The organism is Paenibacillus sp. CCS19, assembly GCF_033239625.1.
In the GTDB taxonomy this organism is placed as follows: domain Bacteria; phylum Bacillota; class Bacilli; order Paenibacillales; family Paenibacillaceae; genus Paenibacillus_T.
Window position 1 is genome coordinate 377,050 of record NZ_BTCK01000001.1, and the last position, 23,247, is coordinate 400,296.

The 23,247-nt window shown below is 49.4% G+C and carries 23 protein-coding genes; 18 read left to right on the forward strand and 5 right to left on the reverse strand.

Annotated features, from left to right (window positions below):
- Positions 1 to 8: 8 nt before the first annotated feature.
- From kdpC to SBI19_RS01810, 4 genes are all read left to right on the forward strand, one after another.
- Positions 9 to 584 (forward strand): potassium-transporting ATPase subunit KdpC, encoded by a 576-nt coding sequence (gene kdpC / locus SBI19_RS01795; protein WP_317964485.1) that lies wholly within the window; start codon positions 9 to 11, stop codon positions 582 to 584.
- Positions 585 to 684: 100 nt separating this feature from the next.
- The gene (locus SBI19_RS01800; RefSeq protein WP_317964486.1) at positions 685 to 2,997 is read left to right on the forward strand and encodes a universal stress protein; all 2,313 of its coding nucleotides are present in this window, start codon (positions 685 to 687) and stop codon (positions 2,995 to 2,997) included.
- 35 nt (positions 2,998 to 3,032) lie between these two features.
- Positions 3,033 to 4,556, forward strand: a complete 1,524-nt coding sequence (locus tag SBI19_RS01805) for an ATP-binding protein (RefSeq protein ID WP_317964590.1) — start codon at positions 3,033 to 3,035, stop codon at positions 4,554 to 4,556.
- Positions 4,553 to 5,254: a response regulator gene (locus tag SBI19_RS01810; RefSeq protein WP_317964487.1), complete on the forward strand. Its 702-nt coding sequence runs from the start codon at positions 4,553 to 4,555 to the stop codon at positions 5,252 to 5,254. Before SBI19_RS01805 ends, SBI19_RS01810 begins: the two co-directional genes overlap by 4 nt.
- Before the next feature lie 360 nt (positions 5,255 to 5,614).
- On the opposite strand, the gene SBI19_RS01815 is transcribed toward SBI19_RS01810, so the two are convergent.
- On the reverse strand, positions 5,615 to 6,040 hold the full coding sequence (locus tag SBI19_RS01815; RefSeq protein ID WP_317964488.1) for a hypothetical protein: 426 nt from the start codon (positions 6,038 to 6,040) through the stop codon (positions 5,615 to 5,617).
- Positions 6,041 to 6,263: 223 nt separating this feature from the next.
- Between SBI19_RS01815 and SBI19_RS01820 the strand changes: the two genes are divergently transcribed.
- Genes SBI19_RS01820 through SBI19_RS01830 form a run of 3 tightly spaced genes read left to right on the forward strand, consistent with a single transcriptional unit; the run spans position 6,264 to position 10,019 of the window.
- Positions 6,264 to 8,039: an RNA polymerase sigma factor gene (locus SBI19_RS01820; RefSeq protein ID WP_317964489.1), complete on the forward strand. Its 1,776-nt coding sequence runs from the start codon at positions 6,264 to 6,266 to the stop codon at positions 8,037 to 8,039.
- 16 nt (positions 8,040 to 8,055) lie between these two features.
- On the forward strand, positions 8,056 to 9,375 hold the full coding sequence (locus SBI19_RS01825) for a VOC family protein (protein ID WP_317964490.1): 1,320 nt from the start codon (positions 8,056 to 8,058) through the stop codon (positions 9,373 to 9,375).
- Positions 9,376 to 9,434: 59 nt separating this feature from the next.
- Complete coding sequence (locus tag SBI19_RS01830; RefSeq protein WP_317964491.1) at positions 9,435 to 10,019, forward strand: GNAT family N-acetyltransferase; 585 nt, start codon at positions 9,435 to 9,437, stop codon at positions 10,017 to 10,019.
- A gap of 62 nt (positions 10,020 to 10,081) precedes the next feature.
- On the opposite strand, the gene SBI19_RS01835 is transcribed toward SBI19_RS01830, so the two are convergent.
- Together SBI19_RS01835 and SBI19_RS01840 are read right to left on the reverse strand one after the other, a co-directional pair.
- Entirely contained in the window at positions 10,082 to 10,690 is a 609-nt protein-coding gene (locus tag SBI19_RS01835) for a hypothetical protein (protein ID WP_317964492.1), read from the reverse strand.
- Positions 10,691 to 10,828: 138 nt separating this feature from the next.
- Positions 10,829 to 11,200: a winged helix-turn-helix transcriptional regulator gene (locus tag SBI19_RS01840; protein WP_317964493.1), complete on the reverse strand. Its 372-nt coding sequence runs from the start codon at positions 11,198 to 11,200 to the stop codon at positions 10,829 to 10,831.
- A gap of 161 nt (positions 11,201 to 11,361) precedes the next feature.
- Here SBI19_RS01840 and SBI19_RS01845 point away from each other — a divergent pair, with 161 nt between their 5' ends.
- From SBI19_RS01845 to SBI19_RS01870, 6 genes are all read left to right on the forward strand, one after another.
- The gene (locus SBI19_RS01845) at positions 11,362 to 11,715 is read left to right on the forward strand and encodes a DoxX family protein (RefSeq protein WP_317964494.1); all 354 of its coding nucleotides are present in this window, start codon (positions 11,362 to 11,364) and stop codon (positions 11,713 to 11,715) included.
- A gap of 19 nt (positions 11,716 to 11,734) precedes the next feature.
- Positions 11,735 to 12,502 carry a DODA-type extradiol aromatic ring-opening family dioxygenase gene (locus tag SBI19_RS01850; protein WP_317964495.1) on the forward strand — a complete coding sequence of 256 codons (768 nt, stop codon included), beginning with the start codon at positions 11,735 to 11,737 and terminating at the stop codon, positions 12,500 to 12,502.
- Between the two features lie 25 nt (positions 12,503 to 12,527).
- The gene (locus tag SBI19_RS01855) at positions 12,528 to 13,385 is read left to right on the forward strand and encodes an SDR family oxidoreductase (protein WP_317964496.1); all 858 of its coding nucleotides are present in this window, start codon (positions 12,528 to 12,530) and stop codon (positions 13,383 to 13,385) included.
- 135 nt (positions 13,386 to 13,520) lie between these two features.
- On the forward strand, positions 13,521 to 13,946 hold the full coding sequence (locus SBI19_RS01860) for a MarR family winged helix-turn-helix transcriptional regulator (RefSeq protein WP_317964497.1): 426 nt from the start codon (positions 13,521 to 13,523) through the stop codon (positions 13,944 to 13,946).
- Positions 13,947 to 14,094: 148 nt separating this feature from the next.
- Positions 14,095 to 15,117 (forward strand): NADH:flavin oxidoreductase/NADH oxidase, encoded by a 1,023-nt coding sequence (locus tag SBI19_RS01865; RefSeq protein ID WP_317964498.1) that lies wholly within the window; start codon positions 14,095 to 14,097, stop codon positions 15,115 to 15,117.
- Positions 15,118 to 15,160: 43 nt separating this feature from the next.
- Complete coding sequence (locus SBI19_RS01870; protein ID WP_317964499.1) at positions 15,161 to 16,201, forward strand: NADH:flavin oxidoreductase; 1,041 nt, start codon at positions 15,161 to 15,163, stop codon at positions 16,199 to 16,201.
- A 161-nt stretch (positions 16,202 to 16,362) separates the two neighbouring features.
- Here the strand turns inward: SBI19_RS01870 and SBI19_RS01875 are convergent, their stop codons facing one another.
- Both SBI19_RS01875 and SBI19_RS01880 read right to left on the reverse strand, forming a co-directional pair.
- Positions 16,363 to 17,277 carry a tyrosine-type recombinase/integrase gene (locus SBI19_RS01875; RefSeq protein ID WP_317964500.1) on the reverse strand — a complete coding sequence of 305 codons (915 nt, stop codon included), beginning with the start codon at positions 17,275 to 17,277 and terminating at the stop codon, positions 16,363 to 16,365.
- Between the two features lie 438 nt (positions 17,278 to 17,715).
- Entirely contained in the window at positions 17,716 to 17,937 is a 222-nt protein-coding gene (locus SBI19_RS01880) for a hypothetical protein (protein ID WP_317964501.1), read from the reverse strand.
- 116 nt (positions 17,938 to 18,053) lie between these two features.
- On the opposite strand from SBI19_RS01880, the gene SBI19_RS01885 reads away from it, so the two are divergent.
- From SBI19_RS01885 to SBI19_RS01905, 5 genes are all read left to right on the forward strand, one after another.
- Positions 18,054 to 18,533, forward strand: a complete 480-nt coding sequence (locus SBI19_RS01885) for a DUF2798 domain-containing protein (protein WP_483312217.1) — start codon at positions 18,054 to 18,056, stop codon at positions 18,531 to 18,533.
- 112 nt (positions 18,534 to 18,645) lie between these two features.
- Complete coding sequence (locus SBI19_RS01890; RefSeq protein WP_317964503.1) at positions 18,646 to 19,428, forward strand: alpha/beta fold hydrolase; 783 nt, start codon at positions 18,646 to 18,648, stop codon at positions 19,426 to 19,428.
- A 139-nt stretch (positions 19,429 to 19,567) separates the two neighbouring features.
- A complete protein-coding gene (locus SBI19_RS01895; protein ID WP_317964504.1) occupies positions 19,568 to 21,007 on the forward strand; it encodes a spore germination protein in 1,440 nt (479 codons plus the stop codon).
- Positions 21,004 to 22,104 carry a GerAB/ArcD/ProY family transporter gene (locus tag SBI19_RS01900; protein WP_317964505.1) on the forward strand — a complete coding sequence of 367 codons (1,101 nt, stop codon included), beginning with the start codon at positions 21,004 to 21,006 and terminating at the stop codon, positions 22,102 to 22,104. The genes SBI19_RS01895 and SBI19_RS01900 overlap by 4 nt, the downstream gene beginning before the upstream one ends.
- Entirely contained in the window at positions 22,101 to 23,228 is a 1,128-nt protein-coding gene (locus tag SBI19_RS01905) for a Ger(x)C family spore germination protein (RefSeq protein ID WP_317964506.1), read from the forward strand. The genes SBI19_RS01900 and SBI19_RS01905 overlap by 4 nt, the downstream gene beginning before the upstream one ends.
- The last annotated feature ends 19 nt before the right edge of the window (positions 23,229 to 23,247 follow it).

Sequence of the window (23,247 nt, forward strand, 5' to 3'; positions counted from 1 at the left end):
GAAATAAGATGATGAATAATGCAATCACTGCGATTCGTGCAAGCGTCGTGTTTATCTTGCTTTGTGGAATTGGTTATCCGCTTCTCTGCACCGGCCTTGCTCAGTTATTCATGCCGCACCAGGCGAATGGAAGTCTCGTGCTCAATGCGGAAGGAAAGGTTACGGGATCCGCACTCATCGGTCAGCATTATGATGATCCCTCTTACTTCCAAGGGCGAGTATCGAGCATCGATTACAACGGAGCAGGATCGGGCTCGAACAACTACGGGCCTTCGAATCCGGAAATGCTGCGCCGAACAACAGATTCGATTGAAGCATGGAAGAAGGCAAATCCAGATGTACCGATAAGCGAGCTTCCGATAGCGCTAGTTACGAATTCGGGTTCAGGTCTCGATCCGCATATAACGCCCGCATCGGCTGAGGTGCAAATCCCTCGAATCAGCAAATTAACCGGGATCTCACAAGAGCAGCTGCATGATTTGGTGAAGCAGTATACAGAAGGTCGTGATCTTGGTATCTTCGGTGAACCTCGTGTCCATGTGCTGGAGCTTAATCTTGCGTTGAAACAGCTGTTAACGAAATAAGAGTCTGCCCTGTCTATTCTGTGGAATAGGCGGGGTTGATTCGCGTTTAGCTTCATGATATTGATCTCATCCTTATCCGCATCTAGAGAGGAGCATAACGATGGATTCGTTCAGACGGAAGACGCCCGAACAGATTCTCGCTTCATTGCAGAAGCTCCAGCAGGGCTGGCTGAAGATCTATATTGGCGCAGTGAACGGGTCCGGCAAGACGTATCACATGCTGCTGGAAGGCCAATCACTGCAAGCTGAAGGCATCGATGTTGTCATCTGTGCGGTCTCGACGATGAAACGTCCGGAAACGGCTGAGAAGCTTGGAACACTCGAGAGGGTGCCAAGCATTCGCTGGTACCGTAACGAAGTGGAGCAGAAGGATTTAAATCTAGATGCGCTGATCGAACGGAATCCAGAAGTCGTCCTTGTTGACGGGCTGGCTCATCGGAATCGGCCTGAAGCGAAGCATGCAACACGTCTGCAGGATATTCAGTTTTTGCTCAGCAATGGAATCAGTGTCATAACGACCGTTAATGTGTATGAGCTCGAAGAGGTAACACGACTTGCGCAGCAATTGACCGGGATACGAGCACAGGATACAATTCCAGCAGACACGCTTGAGCTTGCCGATGAGGTGCGACTCATTGATGTATCGCCGGAGACGCTGCTGCAGCGGTTCAGCGAAGGAAATGTAAACGGCGTTAAGGATGCTTCGGTGTGGGAACGAGGAAACCTAGGTGTCCTTCGAGAACTCGCATTGCGCCTAATGGCAGAGGACGTTAATGGCTCCTTGGAGAAGCATAGGGAAGCGCACGGTTTAACAGGACCTTCAGGTGCAACGGAACGGGTCATTGTCTGCGTGCAATACCGCGGGAGCAGTCCCGCTTACATCCGTCGAGGCCATCAAATTGCCAAGCGATTGAATGGTGAGCTGAATGTCATTACTTTCGTCAAAGAGCATGGCGTTCTGACGAAAGAAGAAAGTATGTTCAAGCGGATCATGGTAAAATTATCTGATCGTCTCGGTGCGCATAGTCACGAGCTTCCCTTCAGCGGTCGCAGGCAAATTCCTAAGCTGCTTAGCAGATATGCTGCCAAATTCGGCGTTACTCGCATCGTACTTGGTCATTCCAAGCACAGTCGATGGCGGGAGATAATGTACGGCTCGATCGTGAACGGGATTCTTGGCAGCGTTCGGAACGCGGATGTACTGTTCGTATCGGAGAACGCGAATCGGAATGGCGAACAACATCTCGAAACGTCGAGTGCGTCGCGTCGAACCTCGCCCAGCTACAAGCGGTTGAGCGAACAAGAGGTAGAACGGGAGATTGGAGCGCTCAAACGCGGGACGTTCAAAGTATATATCGGGGCTGCGCCCGGGGTTGGCAAGACCTATACGATGCTGCGCGAAGGGAATGCGCTTCTGCGCAAAGGAATTGATGTCGTGATCGGTCTGCTCGAAACGCATGGGAGACCCGAAACCGCCGCGCAGATCGGAAGTCTGCAGATCATTCCAGAGGCCGAGATTGCCTATCGAGGATCGAAGCTGCGTGAGCTCGACGTACGTACTATTGTTGAACGCAATCCAGAAGTCGTGCTAATTGATGAATTGGCGCATACGAACGTGCCCGGCGTGCCGAATCGCAAACGATATGAAGACGTAATGGAGCTTCTGGATGCAGGGATATCGGTCATTACGACGGTGAACGTGCAGCATTTGGAGAGTTTGAATGATTCCGTTGAACAAATTACTGGCATTCGAGTAAGAGAGACCGTTCCAGACCGTGTGCTGCAGTCCGCCGATCAGGTGGAACTCGTCGATGTTGCCCCAACGGCGCTGCAGCAGCGAATGCGTGAAGGGCGAATATATGCCGCTGAGAAGATCGATCAGGCGCTGGGTCATTTTTTCCGAACGGGCAATCTGATCGCTCTTCGTGAGCTAGTGCTGCGGGAGATAGCGGATGATGTGGATGAACGGCTTGAAGCACGAGATCACAGTCGTTCACTGCGGGGCCCATGGCGTGGAGAGGAACGCATATTCGTGGCGGTCACGCTCTCACCTCATGCGGAGCGATTAATTCGGCAAGGATTTCGGCTGGCGCATCGGATGAAGGCACAGTGGCATGTCATGCATGTGCATCCAGCGAAGCAGTTGACGGTGAAGGAGCAGAAGCGTCTAGAGGCGATTCAGCAATTGACAGAACGACTTGGCGGCAGTTTCGAGCAGACGTTTGAGAGATCAAGACGTCGAATAGCCGATGCCCTATTGGAGCGGGCTAACTCGCTGGGTTGTACCCAAATGCTTGTCGGACAATCATCAAGAAGGTGGAGGCTCGATTGGTTCCGCCGTTCTGTCATTAAGACGATCGTGCAGCAAGGCCGACATCTTGATGTTCTCGTGACGGCCCGTTCTGAGATATGATCAAGCTGGACAGTGAAATAGGATGTGATCGGTTGGTGCGATATTGGGCATATGCAGGGGTAACGCTGGCGATCGCGCTGCTTACCTTTATTTTCAAAGATTTGGGATTATCGTTTGATCCGGCAAACATTGCACTTATTTATTTGCTTCCCGTTCTATTGAGTGCCGTATATTGGGGAAAAGGAGTTTCGTATTGCGCAGCGGGACTTGGCGTATTGGCGTTCGACTTCTTCTTCGTCCCGCCGTTCTTAAGCTTCTCGGTGTCGGATCTTCGATATCTGATTTCCTTCATCGTATTCTTCACGGTTGCCGCATTGACGGCGAGTCTTGCGGCTAGGTTGAAGAGCGAGCTGCAATATTCGAAGCAGAAGGAGACGCAGACCGCGTCGCTCTATGCGATCAGCAAGCAATTAAGCGCCTTCACTGATATTCAAGCGCTGCTGCATAACGTTACTAACCAAGTATCGGACAGCTTTCATACGGAGGCTGCAATTTATTTGCCTGCGAACAAAGACGATGAAGTGTCTGTGGCGGCTGCTTCCTCTGTTACCTCTCTATGGGGCAGCGGGGAAGCGGAGCTTGTCATCGCCAATTGGGCGTATGAGCAGGGAAGAATGGCTGGAAGGGGGACGTCTATGCTTGGCGAGACGCCGGGCTTATATATCCCGCTTCGCACAGAAGACGAGATCCACGGTGTACTAGGTGTTAATCTAGGCACGGTTGCGCTCACTGTCGATCAGATGCGATTCCTAGAGGCGTTGGGAGGCCTTGCCGCCAGTGCTATTGTGCGGGTTAAGCTGAGCGAGGAAGCGAAGCTGGCGCATCTGACCGCAGAATCGGAGCGGATCCGTACGGCTATTCTTGATTCTGTTTCGCATGAATTACGTACGCCGCTCGCCGCGTTAATCGGATCGGCGGGTGCACTGATCGAGGGAGACAGCTTGTTCTCGGCGGAAGATCGGATGGAGCTCTTGACGACGATGCGAGAAGGCGCGTTGCGCATGAATCGCCTTGTTTCGAATCTGCTCGGCATCGTCCAGCTGGAGAGTGGCATGCTGAAGCTGCGTTCCAAATGGTGCGACATCGAGGATATGATCGGGGTTGTACGGAAGCAAGTGGAGGAAGGCCTGCAGCATCGGGAGGTGCACGTGGAGCTTCCGGATGATGTGCCGCTCATTCAAGGCGATGAAGTGCTGCTCGAGCAAGCATTGACGAATGTCGTCAGCAATGCGATCAAATATTCGCCGGATTACAGTACGATTACGATCCGAGCGAACGTTAGTGATGATCGCCTCACCCTGACGATCACTGACCAAGGGTTAGGCATTGCTGCAGCGGATCGCGAACGGATTTTCGATAAGTTCTATCGATCGGCTAGAACGGGGCATCTGACAGGGACAGGGCTTGGGCTCGCGATTTGTCGTGGAATTATTGATCTACATAGCGGTACGATCGAGGCACAAGATAGCGAGAACGAACATGGCGCGAAGATCGTTATCAGGCTGCCGATTCATAATGAAACAACCGTAATGGAAGAGGAAGGAATGGAACGGGCATGACTGCGACAGATAAGGGAGCCAGAATACTGGTCATTGACGATGAACCGCAGATTCGCAAGCTGCTCCGAGTAACGCTGACGGCTCATCATTTTGATATCGAAGAGGCGTCGACGGGGGAGGAAGGCATTGCGCTGGCATCCATGCACCCGCCAGACTTAATTGTGTTGGACCTCGGGCTGCCGGATATGCCAGGACTCGAGGTGATGCGCCGCATTCGTGAATGGACCAGCTTGCCTATTATCGTCCTTACTGCGAAAGATCGGGAAGAGGACAAAATTGTTGCGCTGGACAGCGGGGCTGACGACTATGTCACGAAGCCATTCGGCATGGGCGAACTAGTCGCTCGCATAAGGGTGTCGCTCCGTCATGTCGCGAAATCCGTCACGGAGCCGATTCTTCGATTCGGTCCGCTAACGATCGATCTTGCTCGTCGTTTGGTTGAGTCGAAAGGCCAGCGGGTGAAGCTGACGCCAACGGAATATGATCTTCTAAAAATTCTTGCATCGAACGCAGGGAAGGTCATCACGCAGCGTCAACTGCTGCAGCAAGTGTGGGGCGGCCATTACACCGAGACGGAAGCTCATTATTTGCGCGTTTACATTGGTCATCTTCGCAAGAAGCTGGAGGAAGATTCAACGCGTCCACGTTTCATAGTGACAGAGCCGGGGATTGGCTACAGGTTTCAATCGCAGGATTAAAAATAGAGAAGGTTGTCGGTAATCCGACAACCTTCTTCTTGATTTAGGATTGGTATCTATTGCGCTGCTTAAGATAGGTGTAAATAACGAATCCACAAATTCCGATGCCGATTATTAGACTAAACACCCATTGATCGTAAGCAATCATAAGGATAAGCTCCCAACTATTGGACGGTCCAGAATTGGGGCTGTCACTGAACGGATAGGCGAATAGAGCCGGCAATGCGCCAAAGCCTATGAATAAGAGCCCGACGATGAATGAAAGCAGTAATGAGGTTTTATTCAAAAATATGGCGATCACCACCTTGATATTGTTTATGTAGGTATGGTTGTCAGGAAGACGAGCTTTGAAGCTTGAAGTCACTTCGCCGCTACAATAGCAAGAAGTTCCATTGAATCCTTCGGAGACATCTTTCCGTATTTGGAGAACCCCTCTATAACAACTTCGAAGTAATCTCCTTTAGGCGATAGCCAGAAATCATAATTATTTCTGACGAGACTGACGTTCGGGTCTGTATTCTCCGTTCGAATTTTATAATCTGGCATACGGGACATGGACACGATTGCATTCTCCCAACGCACCTTATCCAGTAGTTCCGAGACCTTCCTTACGCCCGCTGGTTCTTCGATCGTTCTGAAGACCTTGTAGACCTGACCATCCTGCTTACTGAGATGGTAGATCACGGTCGTTTCAATTGTCGCAACGGTTGGTTCCTTATGACTGCAAGCAGCGGATATACAACATATAAACATCAGCATGACAATAATAAACAGTTTTCTCATCATTCACCTCCGCGATAATGATAGGGTTATACCTAAAAGACGGTAAACAAAGCAATAGGTTGCACTGAACCATCCATAGATTTACATACTATACAATGTCCCGAAGGATATATTATCTTATTTGTTAATAGCGTCTTAAAAAAATCACCTATATGATGTCAGAAACGACGGTGCTGAGGCATCTTCCTATATGAGGCACAATTATGAAGCAGAGAGGTGCAGCCGATTGCTTGATAACGAAACAGCTGCTTTAGCATCGGAATCTGAGTCCGTCAACAGAATCGATTCGGAGAATGATCAGACTTTGATCGTACGAGCGCGCAGCGGCGATAAGACTGCATTCGATGAGCTTGTGCAGCGTCATCGGATGAAAGCATTCACATGGGCATCACGCATATCGAAAGATCCGCATCTGTCGGAGGATATCGTGCAGGATGCGCTCATTCGCGCATTTCTGAATCTGAATACGCTTGCGAACGATCAGCGATTTCTCGGCTGGTTCAAGGCGATCGTTCGGAATCAAGCGCTGATGCGAATTCGGCGAGGCGGGCAGTATGGCAAGGAGATGCCCATGACGGCCTTGCAGCAGACGAGCTTATTCCATTGCGATGTGAACGTGAATGACATTAACAGCATTATGGACTTCCTCATTGCTCGTTCGGCTATGCCTGCTGAGCGTAGGGGCGGCGACGACCCGCAGCTTCGACTGGAGCGGCGGGAATGGTACAGCGTCATTCGTGCCTTTCTTCGGGTTCTAACGCCGAGGGAGAAACGAATCTTCGAATCGTATTTCTTCGAGGAATGTTCGCCGCAGGAAATTGCAGAGCTGTTCGAGATCAGCGTAGGCAATGTGTACAAGGTGATATCGCGATCGCGCCGCAAGGTGCAGGAGGAGCGCCTCAATTTTCTGATTCGTGCCCATATTCGTCAGCGTTTGGAGGATGGCCGCATGAAGCATAATCGACTTGACCCGGCGCCGCTGTGGGTTGCCGGAGGTTCTATTTTGTCAGGAACAGAGAGCTTATATCGATTCGTTAGAGCAAGGCATCCGCAGCTGTCGCTGCCGTATGTGGATGGGTTTCTAACAGGAGCGTTCATTCTGAACCTTGAGAAGTCACGGATCGATATGTCCAGTACAAACATGATTGACCGCAATTATCTCATTACGAATGGGATGCTTAATCTCGGTATACGTGTCAGCTATGTCGAGGCGTTCGACTTCGAGCCGCCTGATCCTAATCTGCTCACCAGATCGATTGCTCTCATTCAGGATTCGGTGGATGCAGGCGTGCCAGCGATGGTGTGGGAACTGATTAACAGCGAGTTCGGTATGATCTACGGATATGATGATGCATCCCAGCAATTCGATGGCATGGACAGCCAATCGGAAGCGAAGGTCCGTTACGATCAGTTGGGACGGCTGCAGACGAGATCGCTGTTCGTACTTGGATTTGCCGGCGATGAGCTGATGAGCCGTTCGGATATGCTCTGGCGGCTCTGCAAGATGGTAAGTCGTCATGCGAGAGGCGGGGATCGGACGTTCGCAGGTTATGTGAATGGCTTAGCTGCCTATGACACATGGATCAACGCGTTCCGCGAGCAAGCAATCGAGCCGCTTGGGCATGCATACACAATTGAGGTGATAAGGGAAGGGAGAAAACATGCAGCCCTTTGCCTGCAAGAGCTGTCCTCTGAATGGCGGATGCATGAATCGAAGCACAATCAAGAGATTGCAGCCTTGTTGGATCAGGCAGCGTCCCAATATGCAAACGTTTACGATGCCTTAGGCGAATTAGCGGTTCAATTTCCTTCCCCATCCGGTGGAGAACCGACTGACCCTGCCGCTGCCGCCCAAGCGATTAAATGGCTGGAATCGATGCAGAAGGCAGAGAGAGAAGGAGTTCAGATGTTGGAACGTATTGCTGAACGGTTGGAGCAAATGAGCTCGCGTGCCCATGTACCGGCAATCGTGACCGATCCATTTCGCGCTTATTATATGTAGGGAGAGGGATATAGCCATGAGTATGGAGCTGCATGCTTCAACGTCAGATTTATTAATGAGGATGGCAGAAGGAAATGACATCGCTGCGAGGACGGAGGAAGGTTATGTACTGGATTCGGGTGAACAGATGGATAATCGATACGTATGGACGCCCAAGGCTTATCAAGTTCCGGTCAGAATAGAAGTGGTCGCGATGACAGATTCGAGCAACATTCGGATCAAATTCGCGAAAGCGCAGTTCATATTTAACTGGGAGCGCAATTACGACCATCTGCGAGCGACCGAACCAGCAAAGGGGAAGACCTGTCATCAGCTTGGCGCTGGACGTGTGCCCGTCGGCGAATGGGTATCATTCGTCTGGATCGTAGAGCCTTCCTATATGAAGCTGATCGTGAACGGAGAAGAGCGACTGCATATCGAGGGTAAGTTCGGACGTGTTTCAGGGCAAGCGGCCATAGGCCCAGCCTTTCGTTCGAAGGTTACGGTCCGCTCGTTTCACGTACAAGGCGTTGAGGTCGAGCCGGCGCCCCCGAAGCCGAAGCCATTGTTATTTGAATTCGATGAGTGCCACATCGCTGTACCGCAAGAGCTTCATCAAGAAGCGGTTGATTGGTACTGTAAGTTTCTAAGGATGGATATACAGCGTCATTCTCGCATTAGCCCGATTCATGAGACGCTGCAAGGTACATTGCTGGAGTTCCGTCATGGCAAAGGAGCGATCGGCATCGTAAGCAGTCCGCAAGAGAGCGGTCACTTCGGCGTTGATTGGGGCAAGAAGGACGGGGCGCGATTTGTATTGAAAACGGGCAATTTGCAGGCGACCAGACACTTTCTTATCCAGCAAGGCGTTCGGACGACTCCCATCGTGACAGGATTAAGCGGGGTTGAGCGATTTGATCTGTTCGATCCGTTCGGTACATGCCTTACGGTTATGAAGGATGAATCGTTAGATGGCTCGACGGCGGGCACCGTGGGGTTCACGGTTCCGGTGATTACCGTATCGAATGTGAAGCAGGCAAGGGAATGGTATGCCAAGCATCTAGGAATGCGCCGGAACGCCCGACGTTCTAAGCAGGGTGCTGATTTAATGATGGGGCTGTGGAGATTCAATGGGGTGCGGGAGCCTGCCGTATGGCTGGAAGAACAGAACGTTGAAGACCGAATCGAACGGCATGTGCTGCCAGCGACAAGGATGTACTTCTATGTAGAGCCGCATCGGTTCGAGCAATCCTATAAGCGCTGGCAGACTGCGGGGGCGAAGGTTTCAGACATCGAGGGCAGAGCCTATCATGTGTACGATCCGGACGGCAATCGGATCAATGTGTTCACCTGTTAGTTAATAATTGTGATTATACTCCGCTGCTCGGTTACAATGAGTGTAGAAGTTAGAACAACGTGAGAGCGGGGAAGGACATGCACGATTGGACTTACCATGTTACGGATGAGTGGAACGTAGAACGCTGGCAGGCAGCAGAACACATCTATGAAGAAGCCTTCCCGCTGGATGGGAAGAAGAGCCGAACCATTATCCAAGGCATGTTCGGGAAAAAAATGTGTCAGCTGCACACGCTGACGCAGGGGGCTGAGATGGTCGGAATGGCGCTAACAGGAATCGATACGCAAGTCAATGCGCTAATCGTAGACTATATTGCTGTCCGCGCGAATGCTCGCGGCACCGGAATGGGGCGGCTGCTTCTGGATCAGATCAAGCAATGGGCTTTACGGCAGCATGGCTGTCGAGGTCTGATTGTCGAGGTAGAATCGGAGCCGACGGAAGAGAATGAACAGCGGATTCGATTCTGGCAGTCGAACGGCTTCGAGCTGACCGATTATGTTCATCATTACATATGGGTGCCTGAGCCGTACCGGGCAATGGCATACAGTTTCGATTCATTCGATAAGCTGCCCGATGACGGCAAACAGCTGTTCAAGAGCATTACGCGATTTCATGAGAAGGCGTATCGCCGGATGAAACAATAGAAGGAATAGAAAGAAAGCTGCCGGGAGCGCCGGCAGCTTTCTTTTACGCATCGAAACGATATTCAGTCATAACCGCCTTCAGCTTCTGGCAAAGCCTGATAAGAGTCCTTAAGCGCGACGATGTGTTGAATGTATTGTCTTAGTTCGAGCAATTGCTCCTCATTCTTGGTCAAGGTGCACGTTTTATCGGTCCACGATAGAGTTGCCGTCTCGCTATTGGCAGTTACTTGCCATGTATCGGCGTTGCTCGGTGTACGTTCGCAGACAATATCGGCTGTTGATTGTTTCTCCTGCGCGAAGTTGATGCCCTTCATTTTATCGTAGATGCTGCTTAGCTCCTCGGAAGTGAAAGAGAAGTCTGCTGTTGCCGTTCCTTTCGCGATGAGGTCTTTGGTTACCTGGCCCGTGTAAGTATCAATGACATTCTTCTGTACTTCGCCATAGCCATAGCTGATTTTGAAGTTGAAGTCTTCCGGCATCGTTGCCGGCAAGATGAACTTGACCGTGTCTGGTTTAACGGTTTCTTGTTTATTGGGTTCTTGCGGTATCGTTTCCTTCGGGGCGGCATTATTATCGATCGTTGATTTCGATTCTGATTCCGATCGTGATTGCGATGAGCACCCTGATAGGACGAGCAATATCACCATGAATGAGCATATGATCCTGATCAAACGACCGCCTCCTTCTTAGAGGTATGACGACAGCCAAGCAGAAATTGTTGCTAGTTATTCACAAACCCTCTTAATAATAAAAAGCGCGATCGCAAGAAAAATGCCGAACACGGCAGCTTCTTACGATCGCGCTTCTTGTTATTCAACTTGCTCTGCTGCTTGCCTCGGCACTCGGTCATCGCCGTAAATCTCGGCGAGATGCTTCACATGTGCCTGACCCCATTCACTGATCGATTGAACAAGGGGCGTAATGCCCTGACCGTATTCGGTAATCGAATATTCGACCTTGGGGGGGATTTGCAGATATACTTTGCGATGCACGATATCGTGATACTCCAGCTCGCGCAACTGCGCCGTCAGCATTTTCTTCGTAATGCCAGGGATCGCTTTCTGCAGTTCGCTAAACCGCAGCGTACCATTCGTGAATAATTGATACAAAATAACAGGTTTCCACTTGCCGACGAGAATCTCTAATGACGTCTCAATCGAACAATTCTCTTGATCTTTCATCTGTGCTTATTACCTCCATAATCCCGCGTTCTATCTAAGGTTTCCAAATGGATACTATGTTTATTTGAAGTGCCTACTTCCGACGTTTGAGCCTAGAGCTTATTATAGCGCTAGGGAATGAAAGAATACAACACCACAACTTAAGGGGCGTGCACAGTAAGATGAATATTGCATTATGGATTGCGCAAGGTCTAATGGCATTAGCGTTTATTATGGCGGGTATGATGAAATCGTTGAACTACGAGAAAGCGAGATCATCGCTGCCATGGGTGAAGGAGTATTCCAAAGGATTCGTCAACTTCATCGGTATAGCTGAACTGCTCGGCGGTATTGGTCTCGTTCTGCCGTGGGCACTAGATATCGCGCCGGTACTGACACCGTTGTCGGCTGTAGGCCTTGGTATTATTATGGTTCTGGCAGCAGCGTTCCACGCAAGACGCGGCGAGAAGCAAGGCATTGTAATCAATATTATTATGCTCGCTCTGTTCGTATTCATTGCAATTGGTCGTTTCTAATAGGGAGGCAAGGTAAGCGATGCTATCGCCTGTATTTCTCGCGCACGGTTCACCGTTTACGATATTCGAGCAGTCGGACTTTACTCGGTTCCTCAAGCAATTCGGTCAACAGCATCGTCCGAAGGCGATCGTTATTTTCTCTGCGCATTTTGAAAATGAGATCACGACCATTGCTGCAACCGATGATGTTCACGACATGGTCTACGATTATTATGGATTCCCTGCGTCATTCTATCAGGTTCAATATCCCGCACGAGGCTCCAAGATCGTCGCCTCTATCGTCGAAGAGCGTCTCAAGCAGCGCCATATTCCGGTTCAAACTCGTTATCGCGGCCTTGATCATGGCGTATTCCCGATCATGATGCATGCTTATCCCGAAGCGGATATTCCGATCGTCCCCGTATCGGTCAATCCGTTCCTGCCGGCAAGACAGCAGATCGCCATCGGCGAAGCCTTGCAAGGGCTGGAGCGGGAGGGGATACTCGTGATCGGCAGCGGCTTCATCAGCCACAACTTTAATGAGTTTGATCGCAATAAGGACGCACCGCCGCGCGAGTGGGTTATCGCATTCAGAGACTGGGTTCGTGACAAAGCTTTGGCGCGAGACATAGAAGCATTAAGCAAGTATGCAGAACTAGCGCCGCACGCGGCACGTGCAGTTCCGAGAGCGGAGCATTTTGTCCCACTGCTCATCGCATTGGGAAGCGGCTCTCCGACAGGAACGCCTCGCGTTTTGTTCGACACGATCGAGCATGGCAGCGGAACTACATTTTCGATTCAATTCTAAAATTATGGTAAGGTGAGGGATAACAATGAAACTGCTTGTAACCGGCGGTACCGGCCAACTTGGTTCACTTGTCGTCGAGCAATTGCTGAAGTTAGTGCCCGCAGATCGTATTGCAGTTAGCGTACGTGATCCGAAGAAGGCGGAGCATCTTCAAGCGCTTGGCGTGGACGTTCGCACAGCGAACTTTAATGATACCGATTCTTTGCTCACCGCATTCGAAGGCATCGATCGCGTGCTCTTGATTTCGACCGATGACATGGCGAATCGTGTGCAGCAGCATAAGGCTGTCATCGAAGCTGCGAGAGAGAAGAAAGTAAGCTTCATCGTTTACACGAGCGCACCGAAAGCATCGACGAGCAAGCTCAGCTTGGCAGCCGACCATCGCGCAACGGAAGAAGCGATTATCGCATCAGGCATTCCATATTCGATCCTTCGGAACAACTGGTATCTCGAGAATGAGCTGAGCACGTTCCAAGCGGTACAGAGCGGCGCACCTTGGATCATCGCTTCAGGTGAAGGGAAGATCGGCTGGGCGACTCGCCGCGACTTCGCTGAAGCAGCGGCTCGCGTACTAGCAGGGGAAGGCCATGACCGTACGCTCTATGAATTGTCCGGCAAGCTGCTTACGCAAGCGGAACTCTCGAAGATCTTCGCAGAAGCGACGAATCGCGAGGTACAGGTTCAGTATGCCGATGGAGCAGCCTATAGCCAGATTTTGCAGCAAGCAGGACTGCCGGAAGCAGTGAGCGGGTTCCTAGCCTCGCTGCAAACGCAGATTGGCGAAGGCGAGTTAGAGGTAGAGAACAGTGATTTCGAGCGTGTGCTCGGTCATCCGACGACACCGCTGGATGAGGCGATTCGTCAACTGCTGGGCCAGCCATAAGTTAAACGCTGAATGCCGCATGACGTGTGGCATTCTTTTTTTTTGTTATGAATATGGTTTTGACCGTTCAACTCCTGATTGATACAATGGGATAAACGATAGGATAATACTCGGTATAGATTGGGCGTGACAGCAATGGACAATAACAATGAACCTATAACAGTATGGTTATCTTTATCTCAGCTATATTCCAGCATCACGGATAAATTGGAGCAGGCGCTTCAACAGGAATACGGCCTGTCCTTGAAGGAGTTCAGCGTGTTGTATTTCATCTCTCAGTCGGAAGAAAAGAAATTGCGGCTGCAGTCCTTGCAGGAGATGATAGGCTTAAGCCAAAGTGCAACCTCCAGACTTGTGGTGCGAATGGAGGCCAATGATTGCGGCGCATTGCATAGACATATGTGCGAGAATGATCGCAGAGGGATCTACACCCAAATTACGGAGATTGGCGAAGACAAATTTCAGCGTGCGCTGAAGACCTTTAATCAAGTTCTTCAATCGGAGCTGCAAAGGGAAGGCCTTCAAGCTGAATTCGCGAGTCTTGTTCACAGGTTGTTCTGATCGATCGAACAACTCTTATTGAAAGGGACTTGACATCACACAAAGATTACGATAATTTAGATGCATGCGCATGCTTCTAAATGATTCGTTCATATATATGCTTGCGCATGCATATATAGAGATATAGGATTGGAGAGATGCATAACCGATGGAGGATCTGTTCAGTACTTATAAGATTAAGGATTTGGAATTGAAGAATCGCGTTGTCATGCCGCCTATGTGTCAATATTCGGTTGAGAAGAAGGACGGGATCGCCACCGATTGGCATTATATGCACTATGTTAGCCGTGCTATTGGCGGAGCTGGTTTGATCATAATAGAAATGACGGATGTGGAGCCGGACGGTCGTATTAGTGATTTTGATTTAGGCTTATGGTTTGACGAGCAGATTCCAGCGCTGAAACGAATCGTTGATGCTTGCCACGACTATGGCGCCAAAGTCGGCATTCAAATCGCGCATGCCGGCCGCAAAGCAGAGGATGCCGCAGTGCCTGTCGCACCTTCAGCAATAGCATTTGATGAGAAATCCAAAGTGCCTCGTGCTCTAACGACAGAAGAAATACAAGAGATGGTGGAGAAATTCCGGGCAGCGACTGCTCGTGCAGTGAAAGCTGGAGTCGATACGATCGAGCTTCATGGTGCGCACGGCTATTTGATTCACCAATTCCATTCTCCACTCACGAATAAACGAGAAGACGAATACGGTCAAGACCTGACGCGATTCGGCCGTGAAGTTATTTTAGCTGCCAAGTCGGTAATGCCTGAGAACATGCCTCTCGTCATGCGCATTTCCGCCAAAGAGTACGTAGAAGGTGGATATGACATTGAAGCGAGCATTAAGATAGCTAAGGAATACAAGCAAGCAGGAGTAGACATGATTCATGTGTCGTCCGGCGGCGAAGGACAAATCGCAGCATTCGGCAGACCGGGAACGCATGCTGGATACCAGGTGCCATTAGCGCGTGCAATCAAGCAAGCACTCGATATTCCGGTTATCGCAGTCGGAAGATTGGATGATCCGATTCTGGCGAACGCGGTTATTGGCAATGACGATGCAGATCTGGTGGCAGTAGGCAGAGGCCTGCTTAGAAACCCATACTGGACGTTGGAAGCAGCTGCTCGATTGAATAAAGAAGCTTCGATTCCGGCACAATATCGTTTTGGTTTCTGATTAAATAATACCCAATAACTTGTTCGATTAAGGGAGGATTACGATGACAACGACTACATCCTTACAGCCGTTATTTACTTCGTTCACTTTGGGCAATCTTACGCTGAAGAACCGAACAGTTATGGCGCCGATGACCCGTAACATGTCGCCGAATGGTGTTCCTGGAGCAGATGTTGCTGCTTATTATCGCCGCAGAGCTGAGAATAACGTTGGCTTGATAATTACAGAAGGTACCGTAATCCAGCATGCGGATTCCTCGAATCAGAAGAATGTCCCTTTCTTCTATGGCGAAGAGGCATTAAACGGCTGGGCCAACGTAGTGGCTGAAGTTCATGCTGCCGGCGGTAAAATCATTCCGCAAATCTGGCATATGGGAGCGCGGGGAAACGTTAATGATTACTCGGAATCCGAGATCGAAGCGATCATTGCAGCATTCGCGCAAGCCGCAGCGGATGCCAAGCGCATTGGATTTGATGGCATCGAACTTCACGGTGCACACGGTTATCTAATTGATCAATTCTTCTGGGAACAAACCAATCAACGTACCGATCGTTACGGAGGCAGCTTGGTTGCACGTACTCGATTCGCACAAGAAGTTATCAAGGCATGCCGCCGTGAAGTTGGCCCGGATTTCCCAATCGTGCTGCGTATTTCGCAGTGGAAGGGCGTCGATTACACAGCGAAGTTAGTGTCAACGCCGGATGAACTGCAGTTGTTCCTCCAACCAATGGTGGAAGCGGGCGTCGATATTTTCCATTGCTCGACACGTCGATTCTGGCAGCCTGAATTTGAAGGTTCGGATTTGAATCTTGCGGGATGGGTGAAACAGCTTACAGGCAAACCGACGATAACGGTTGGTTCGATTGGGTTAGATGGAGACGTAACGACACTATTCGCAGAGGGGAAAGGGGCCAATGCGGCAGGCATTGAAGGATTGGTTCCGCGGTTTGCGAAAGGGGAGTTCGATCTTATCGCGATCGGGCGAGCATTATTGGTTGATCCTGCTTGGGTGGCCAAAATCTCCAGCGGTCGCACAGATGAGTTGATTCCTTTCACGCCAGAATCGCTGAAGACACTTTCATAAAGATAACTTCCTAACGGAAGATCACATAGAGACTCAACAAAGCCGACCTTATGGGTCGGCTTTGTTGATATGATCTAGTTTACATAATATATATTAAGTTAACTATATTTCAACCTTACAATAATGCCCATTTCCATTTCTCAGATAGAAGAGACCTTCACTTAATAACTCGGAAGCAGCGGCTGAATCGATGTCATCGCTTCTTTCTTCGCATGATCGGATACGTGGGTATAAATCTGGGTCGTCGATATATCTTCATGCCCGAGCAGTTCCTGCAAGGTTCGTAAATCCACTCGGCCGGTTGCGAGCAGATTCGTCGCGAAGGAGTGTCGCAGCTTATGGGAAGAGAGCGGCATGTCCTGGTAATCGGGATGCTGTTCCCGGAAGGAGTCAAGTGACTTCTCGCATACATCCTGTATGGCACGCTTGGACATTCGTCTGCCAAGACGCGATACGAAGAAGGCATTCTCTTGATTGCGGCGCGGTTCAATCCGTTCGGAGAGACAATCATTCAATAAGGTAATCAGTGAAGCAGGGAGGGGGATGTAGCGCCACTTCCTGCCTTTGCCCAGAATTGCTAATTGTCCTGCTTGCACTTGAAAATCGTTCAGATTCAATCGATGAATTTCACCGACTCTAAGCCCGCAGTAGGCCATCAGCGATAGGATCGCAATATCTCTTAATCGGTAGCGGCTATCGACAACCTCCAGCAACTTCCCCAAGTCCTCCGGTTCCATATAGGCAGGCACTTTATTCTTCTCCACCTTCGACTTCGGAACGTCCATTGCGGGATTCGTCTCCAACTGCTCGAATTCGATCATGACTTTGAAGAACAGCCGAATGGCGGATAGCGACCGGTTACGCGCGCGATCTCCAGCGCCGTTCATCCGAACTTTGGTCAGATGGCTCATCACATCGATTTTGCGAAGCAGGTTGATCGGCTTATCGGGATGACTGCGGAGAAAGGCGCGAACATCGTGCATGTAGCCATGCTGCGTATCTTGCGAGTATCCGCGGTCCTTGAGCCAGATTAAATACATGTCTAATTGCTCTTCATGGTTGTCCAGTGTACTCATGCCGTCATACCTTCCTTTATGTAGAATCCTGCTGCGACGTATTTCCTCATATTGGGACAAAAGGGTCGAAAAACGCGTCAAACGAGTCGCTATATGATTCGTGACGTGAATAAATTATCGATTTAAACACTAACCGCATTAAATGTGGATTTAATGCAGTTCAGAAGGTATACATTTTCGACGGCAGAGGACATAAAACCTTCCTAAATCGCTAAAAAAATTGTTATTGGCGTATTTAAATCGGGTTTAGGGAGTGTGGGGCGCAATAAAGTTAACTTAATATATATTATGTAAACTAATAAAATGAAGTGTCTCTACTCTGTTTATCCATTCTTGTTCAAGGAAAAAAGCGCCATAACCGATGATACAGGCGTAAGACCGGAATGATCGGCAAGGCGCTTCTTAACATAGTTGATCATTAAGCACAACAATCGCTTATTAAACTTCAATCTTCTTCGGTTTAGCCAACATTAATGTCGGAATAATAGCAACAACGGCTAAGCCAATGGACCACCAGAAGGCACTCTGATAGGCATTAGCAATTGGCGTGTTATGTGCAGACATTCGACTTGCTATAACCGTTGCCAGCACGGAAGAACCGAATGCACCGCCAATCGTCTGGAAAATACGAGTCGTGACGCTTGCGTGCGGAATCTGCACGCGTTCTCTCGCTGCCAGCGGATCTCATTCGCTATACGTGAAAATTCACAACTTGTTCACTTATGCGCGCGATTTCTGATCTCTATAATTACAAAGGTAAATAAGAGAGGATGATGATGTTGCCTACAACAAAGAAAGAAGAAGCGGTTTTCGGAATGATGATGTGTTTAGGAATGGTTATTTTCATGATGACGTATAATCTGGTTCGGCACGATGCGCTTGACTCGATGTCCGGTGTAGAACTGTTTCTTCAGTTTCTATTGTGCTTCGCCGTTGCATTCGTATTGGAAGCGTTCGTTGTTGGACCAGTTGCAAAGAAAGTCGCATTTTCGCTCCCGTATGATAAGTCGAAGAAGCTGTATGTCTTTGTATCGCTTGCATTCTGCATGGTATTTGGAATGGTTACGCTAATGTCACTGTATGGTTTGCTAACGAATGGACTTCATGGCGAATCGTTCTTCCGCACCTATTTCACCCTGTACTTCTACAATTTCTTCTTCGCACTTTCGCTGCAGCTGTTGATCGTGGGCCCGACTGTACGATTTGTGTTTGCAAAATGGGTGAAAGGGCGCATCTCAGCAAGCATTGTTAACTAAATTGGAGTTTATATTTGTCCTCCGAAGCGTAATTCTGCGTAGGCAGTCACCCACTGGCATCTAGGTGAGTATCATGACTAGGAATGCTGGATGAGTGAACGGGGGAATTCGTATGGGATATTATGTTAATGTCGAACCGGGCGTGAAGCTGTTTGTTGAGGATTTGAATCCTGGCGGCAGTAAAACGATTGTGTTCCTGCACGGCTGGCCGCTTAGTCACAAGCAATTCGAATACCAATTCAACGTGCTGCCTGGCAAAGGATATCGCGTGATCGGCATCGATTGGCGCGGATTCGGTGATTCCGATAAACCTTATCACGGCTACAACCTGGAGCGTCTTGCGGATGATATCCGCATGGTTGTCGAGGCGTTGAAACTTAACCATTTTGCGCTCGCCGGGCACTCTACTGGCGGTGCGATCGCTGTGAAGTACGCATCACGTTACAACAATTATGGATTATCTCATCTCATTCTGATCGACGCCGCCGTCCCGACGGGGTTTACGAAGCAAACGGCTGCGCAGCTGCTGAACGAGTCACTCAATGACCGTCCGAAAATGATGCGAGACATTACCGATATGTTCTTCTTCCAATATATATCGCCGCCGTTCGCGGATTGGTTCTTCCAGACGGGGATGCAAGCAGCCGGTTGGTCTACTGCTGCGATCATCAAAATGCTGAGTGAATTCAATCTTGAAGCGGATCTGGGTAGAATTAACGTGCCGACGCTCATCGTACATGGCACGCATGATAAGGTTATTCCGTTCAGCCAAGCGGAAGAGATGCATCGCAAAATCCGCAATTCGCAGCTGGTGCCGTTCCATTACAGCGGGCACGGATCCTTCTATTGCGAACGCGACAAGCTCAACCAGCTGCTGCAGCAGTTTGTAAAGTAAATGAAACAAAACAGGTTGCTGATTCGATATCAGCAACCTGTTTTGTTTTACGTAACATTTTGATCGCATAATCGGATACTAAGCCTTGTCTTGGGAACAATAAGGATACTTATTCTTCCAAGAAAGGGAGTGAGTTTATTTGCGATCGGAGAGCCTTATTGCAAACAACACGCGAACGTTGCAGGAGCTGCTGTCTAACAGTTCGGACTTCCAGACGACAGATTTAACAGTTGGCAGTCGTCAGTATCGACTGTTTTACCTTGATACGATGATTGATTATGCAATTGTACAAGAACATATTATAAAGCCTTTATTCGTCCATACGAATGCAGCGATTCGAGAGGCGGTTTCCGTTCTTCAGTCAAGCGAAACGGTACTGCTGTCTGAAGCATTAACGGCATTAATTGAAGGGAAAACGCTCATCCAGATCGAAGGGGAATCAACGCTCTACATACTAGGTACAGCACTTAGTAAGGAACGTTCTATTAATATTCCTGTTAATGAACGGGTTTTGCGCGGTTCGAACGAAGCACTAATCGAGAATTTGGATACGAACCTTAATCTGATGCGGAAGCTGTTGGCTTCTCCTGATCTTGTCGTGAAATATTACAATCTCGGCCGCATCTCGAATACGAAGGTTGCTGTCCTTTATTTGAAGTCGATCGCGAACGAGCATATTCTGCAGGAGCTGGATCGCCGGATCGGGAGTATCGATATCGATTATGTCGAAGCGCCTGGGTTTATTCAAGAGCTAGTGGAGGAGAAGTCGTTCTCGTTGTTTCCGCAGATGCTCGTCACCGAGCGGCCGGATCGGGTAAGGTCCTATTTGATGGATGGGAAGATTGCGATTCTAACGAATGGATCACCGGACAGCCTTATTCTTCCCGTTTCGTTCTGGGCATTCTTCCAGAGCCCTGATGATTATCAGATCAACTGGCTGCTTGGCAGCACCTTTCGGGTTCTCCGCATCTTCTGTTTTATGATCGCAATCAGTCTTCCAGGCGCTTATGTTGCGATGGTCACTTTCGACCCGCGCATTCTGCCCTTCAGCATAGCGCTTACGCTGCAAAGCTCTATGCAATTCATCGCACTTCCTGCAGTGCTGGAAGCGATATTGATGCTGCTGATTCTTGAGATATTAAGGGAAGCTACCATACGGCTGCCGAGTCCGATTGGTCAAACGATCGGCGTCGTTGGCGGTATTGTCATCGGTACGGTTGTCGTGCAGTCGAATTTGGTATCCAACACGATGGTCGTCGTTGTTGCTTTCACGGGCTTAGCATCGTTCATCATTCCGTCGTATGAGATGAGCAGTGCAGCGAGGCTGCTGCCGTATCCGTTCATCTTCATGTCGGCTGTCCTGGGATTGCTCGGACTAGAGTTTGCTTATCTGTTCCTGCTCGCTCATCTTTCACGTATGCATATGATGGGTGTGCCGTATTTCTACACCGGTTTAAATGCCGGATCTATGCGTGATACGTTATTGCGAGCGCCGCTATGGCGATTGAAGACTCGGGCGAAGGAGAGCCTAACGCGCAATAAAGTTAGAATTCGAAACCCAAGGGGCTGGGAGAAATGATCCATCTGAAGCAGATATCCACACAACAGCTGGTTTGCCTCGTCTTTCTAACACAAGTCGGCGTTCATGTGTTGTCGATTCCGTTTCACGAATCCCGCCATGCCGGCCATGATGCTTGGATGTCCGTCATTGTAGGGGGACTTATCGCGCAAACGGTAATCATGGTCATCTACTGGTTAGGAAAGCGATTCGCCGACCAATCGCTCCCGCAGTACATGTCCACTTTGCTTGGAAAACCGATTGGAGCTGTGCTCAATTTAATGTTTGCCGCGTACTGTGCGGAATCTTGCTTAGTGGTCGTTGTATCTTATACAGACGTGATCGAACGATGGATGCTGCTGACGACTCCATGGTATGTCATTCTCGGCTTATCGTTTGCGATTGCTGCCTATATTGCTTCATCGCAGCTTCGTTCCATTGCTGTTGTCACGCAATCCATCATGTTCATGTTCCTTGTATCTGCTGCTATTGTCCTGATTAGCGGTTCAGGCAAAGGGGATTATCGACATCTTCTCCCGATCGGCAACCATGGTATCGGCGCAATCGTGAGAGATTCGCTTCCATCATTATGGCTGTTCGCAGGTTATGAACTGCTGTTATATGTGTTTCCTTATGTCAAGTATCGGAAGCGAAGGGATATCGTAATCGCCATGACGGTCGCCAATGGCGTGACGACTTTGTTTTATGTCATCGTATCGCTGATCGTGATGTATAAATTCAGTGAGAGTCAATTGAACGCAATAGCAGAACCGATGATGTACATCCTTCGGCAGTTCAATTGGCCGGTTGTTCAGAGCTTGGATATTCTGTTTATGACGATTTGGCTTGCTGTCGTCACTGTTACCGTTTATGTCTATCTGTTTCTATCTGCAAGATATCTCGCTTTTGTTTCGCGCAAGGAAATTCACAAACATTCGATGCTTGTCTGGCTGTTGGCTGGGGTGTGCTTCGTTGCAGGATTGTGGGGAGAGAATCGGGAACGTGTCATTCGATTCACGGTATTTCATAACTATGCAACAGGCATTATCGTTGTCATCGCACCGGTACTATTGTTATGTTGTTCGTTGGTGCGGGGTAAAGGCGGGTTTGCCAAATGAAGCGTGCGGCACTCGGCATCACCTCATTGCTGCTGCTGACGGGCTGCTGGGACAGGCTGCCTCTTCGTGACCTTCAGATGATCGATGTCATTGGGATTGACCGCGACGAGAAGACGAAGAACATCACCGTTGATCTCATTGTGACATCGCTCAAGTCGGCAGGAAAGGGAGAAGGGGAGCCGATTGCAGAGCGAACAACATTAATGGGACCAAGTGTCATTGAAGCAGTAGGGAAGACGGAGTACATGGATCAAGGTCCATTCTTGGCAGTGAGCACGCGTGCTTTCCTCATGAGCAAATCGTTCGTATCCGATAAGCCGGTTGAAGAGCTCAAATTTTTGCTGCACGCGCCTTATACATCGATCAATACGCCTGTCATCGTGTTTGCTGGCGATATGGATGAGCTTACTAAATATAAGACAAGCAATCGGAAAGCACCGATCGAGAAGCTCAACAACTTTATTAAAAGCTTGCAATCCAATGGCGTAATCAGAAATGTATCCATGCTGGAGTTTATCGCATCGGCTGATGAACCGCTTGAGGATTATCCGCTTCCACTGGTTCGTTATAAAGAAATGAAGTTTCAGATCGAAGGCGCTATGTTGTTCCATTCTGGCAAATACACTGGCAAACAATTAACGACCGAACAACTGCGGATGCTGATGTTCGTGCTTGGGAATGATCAGGGCAGGCAGCGAATTACAGGAAGCATTCAAGACAGTGAAAGCGGCATTCGCAATATCACTTACGGATTCTCGGTCAAAGATGTTATTAGAAGCGAGCGCACGCAGCAGGGCTCCGGTCGATTGCCGAAGGTGACAGTTGGCGTGAAGCTGAAAATCAACGTGTTTGATATCGGGGATAACATCGATACAATGAAGCCGAATTATGCGGTGAAAATGGAGAAGCTGCTAAGCAAGCGATTCGAACAGCTAGCTGCAGAAATGATCCATACGGCACAAGAAGCAAACTGTGATGTGCTCGGAGTCGGCAAGCATATTAAGGCGTATCATCCTAAGCTGTGGAAGACGCTGGACTGGCGTAAAGACTATCCGAATATGACGATCGTGCCGAAATTTGAGATTCAAATACTGAACACGGACGGCTTCGAGCTGTATCAATAGAAGAGGAGCAGGCTGCCTA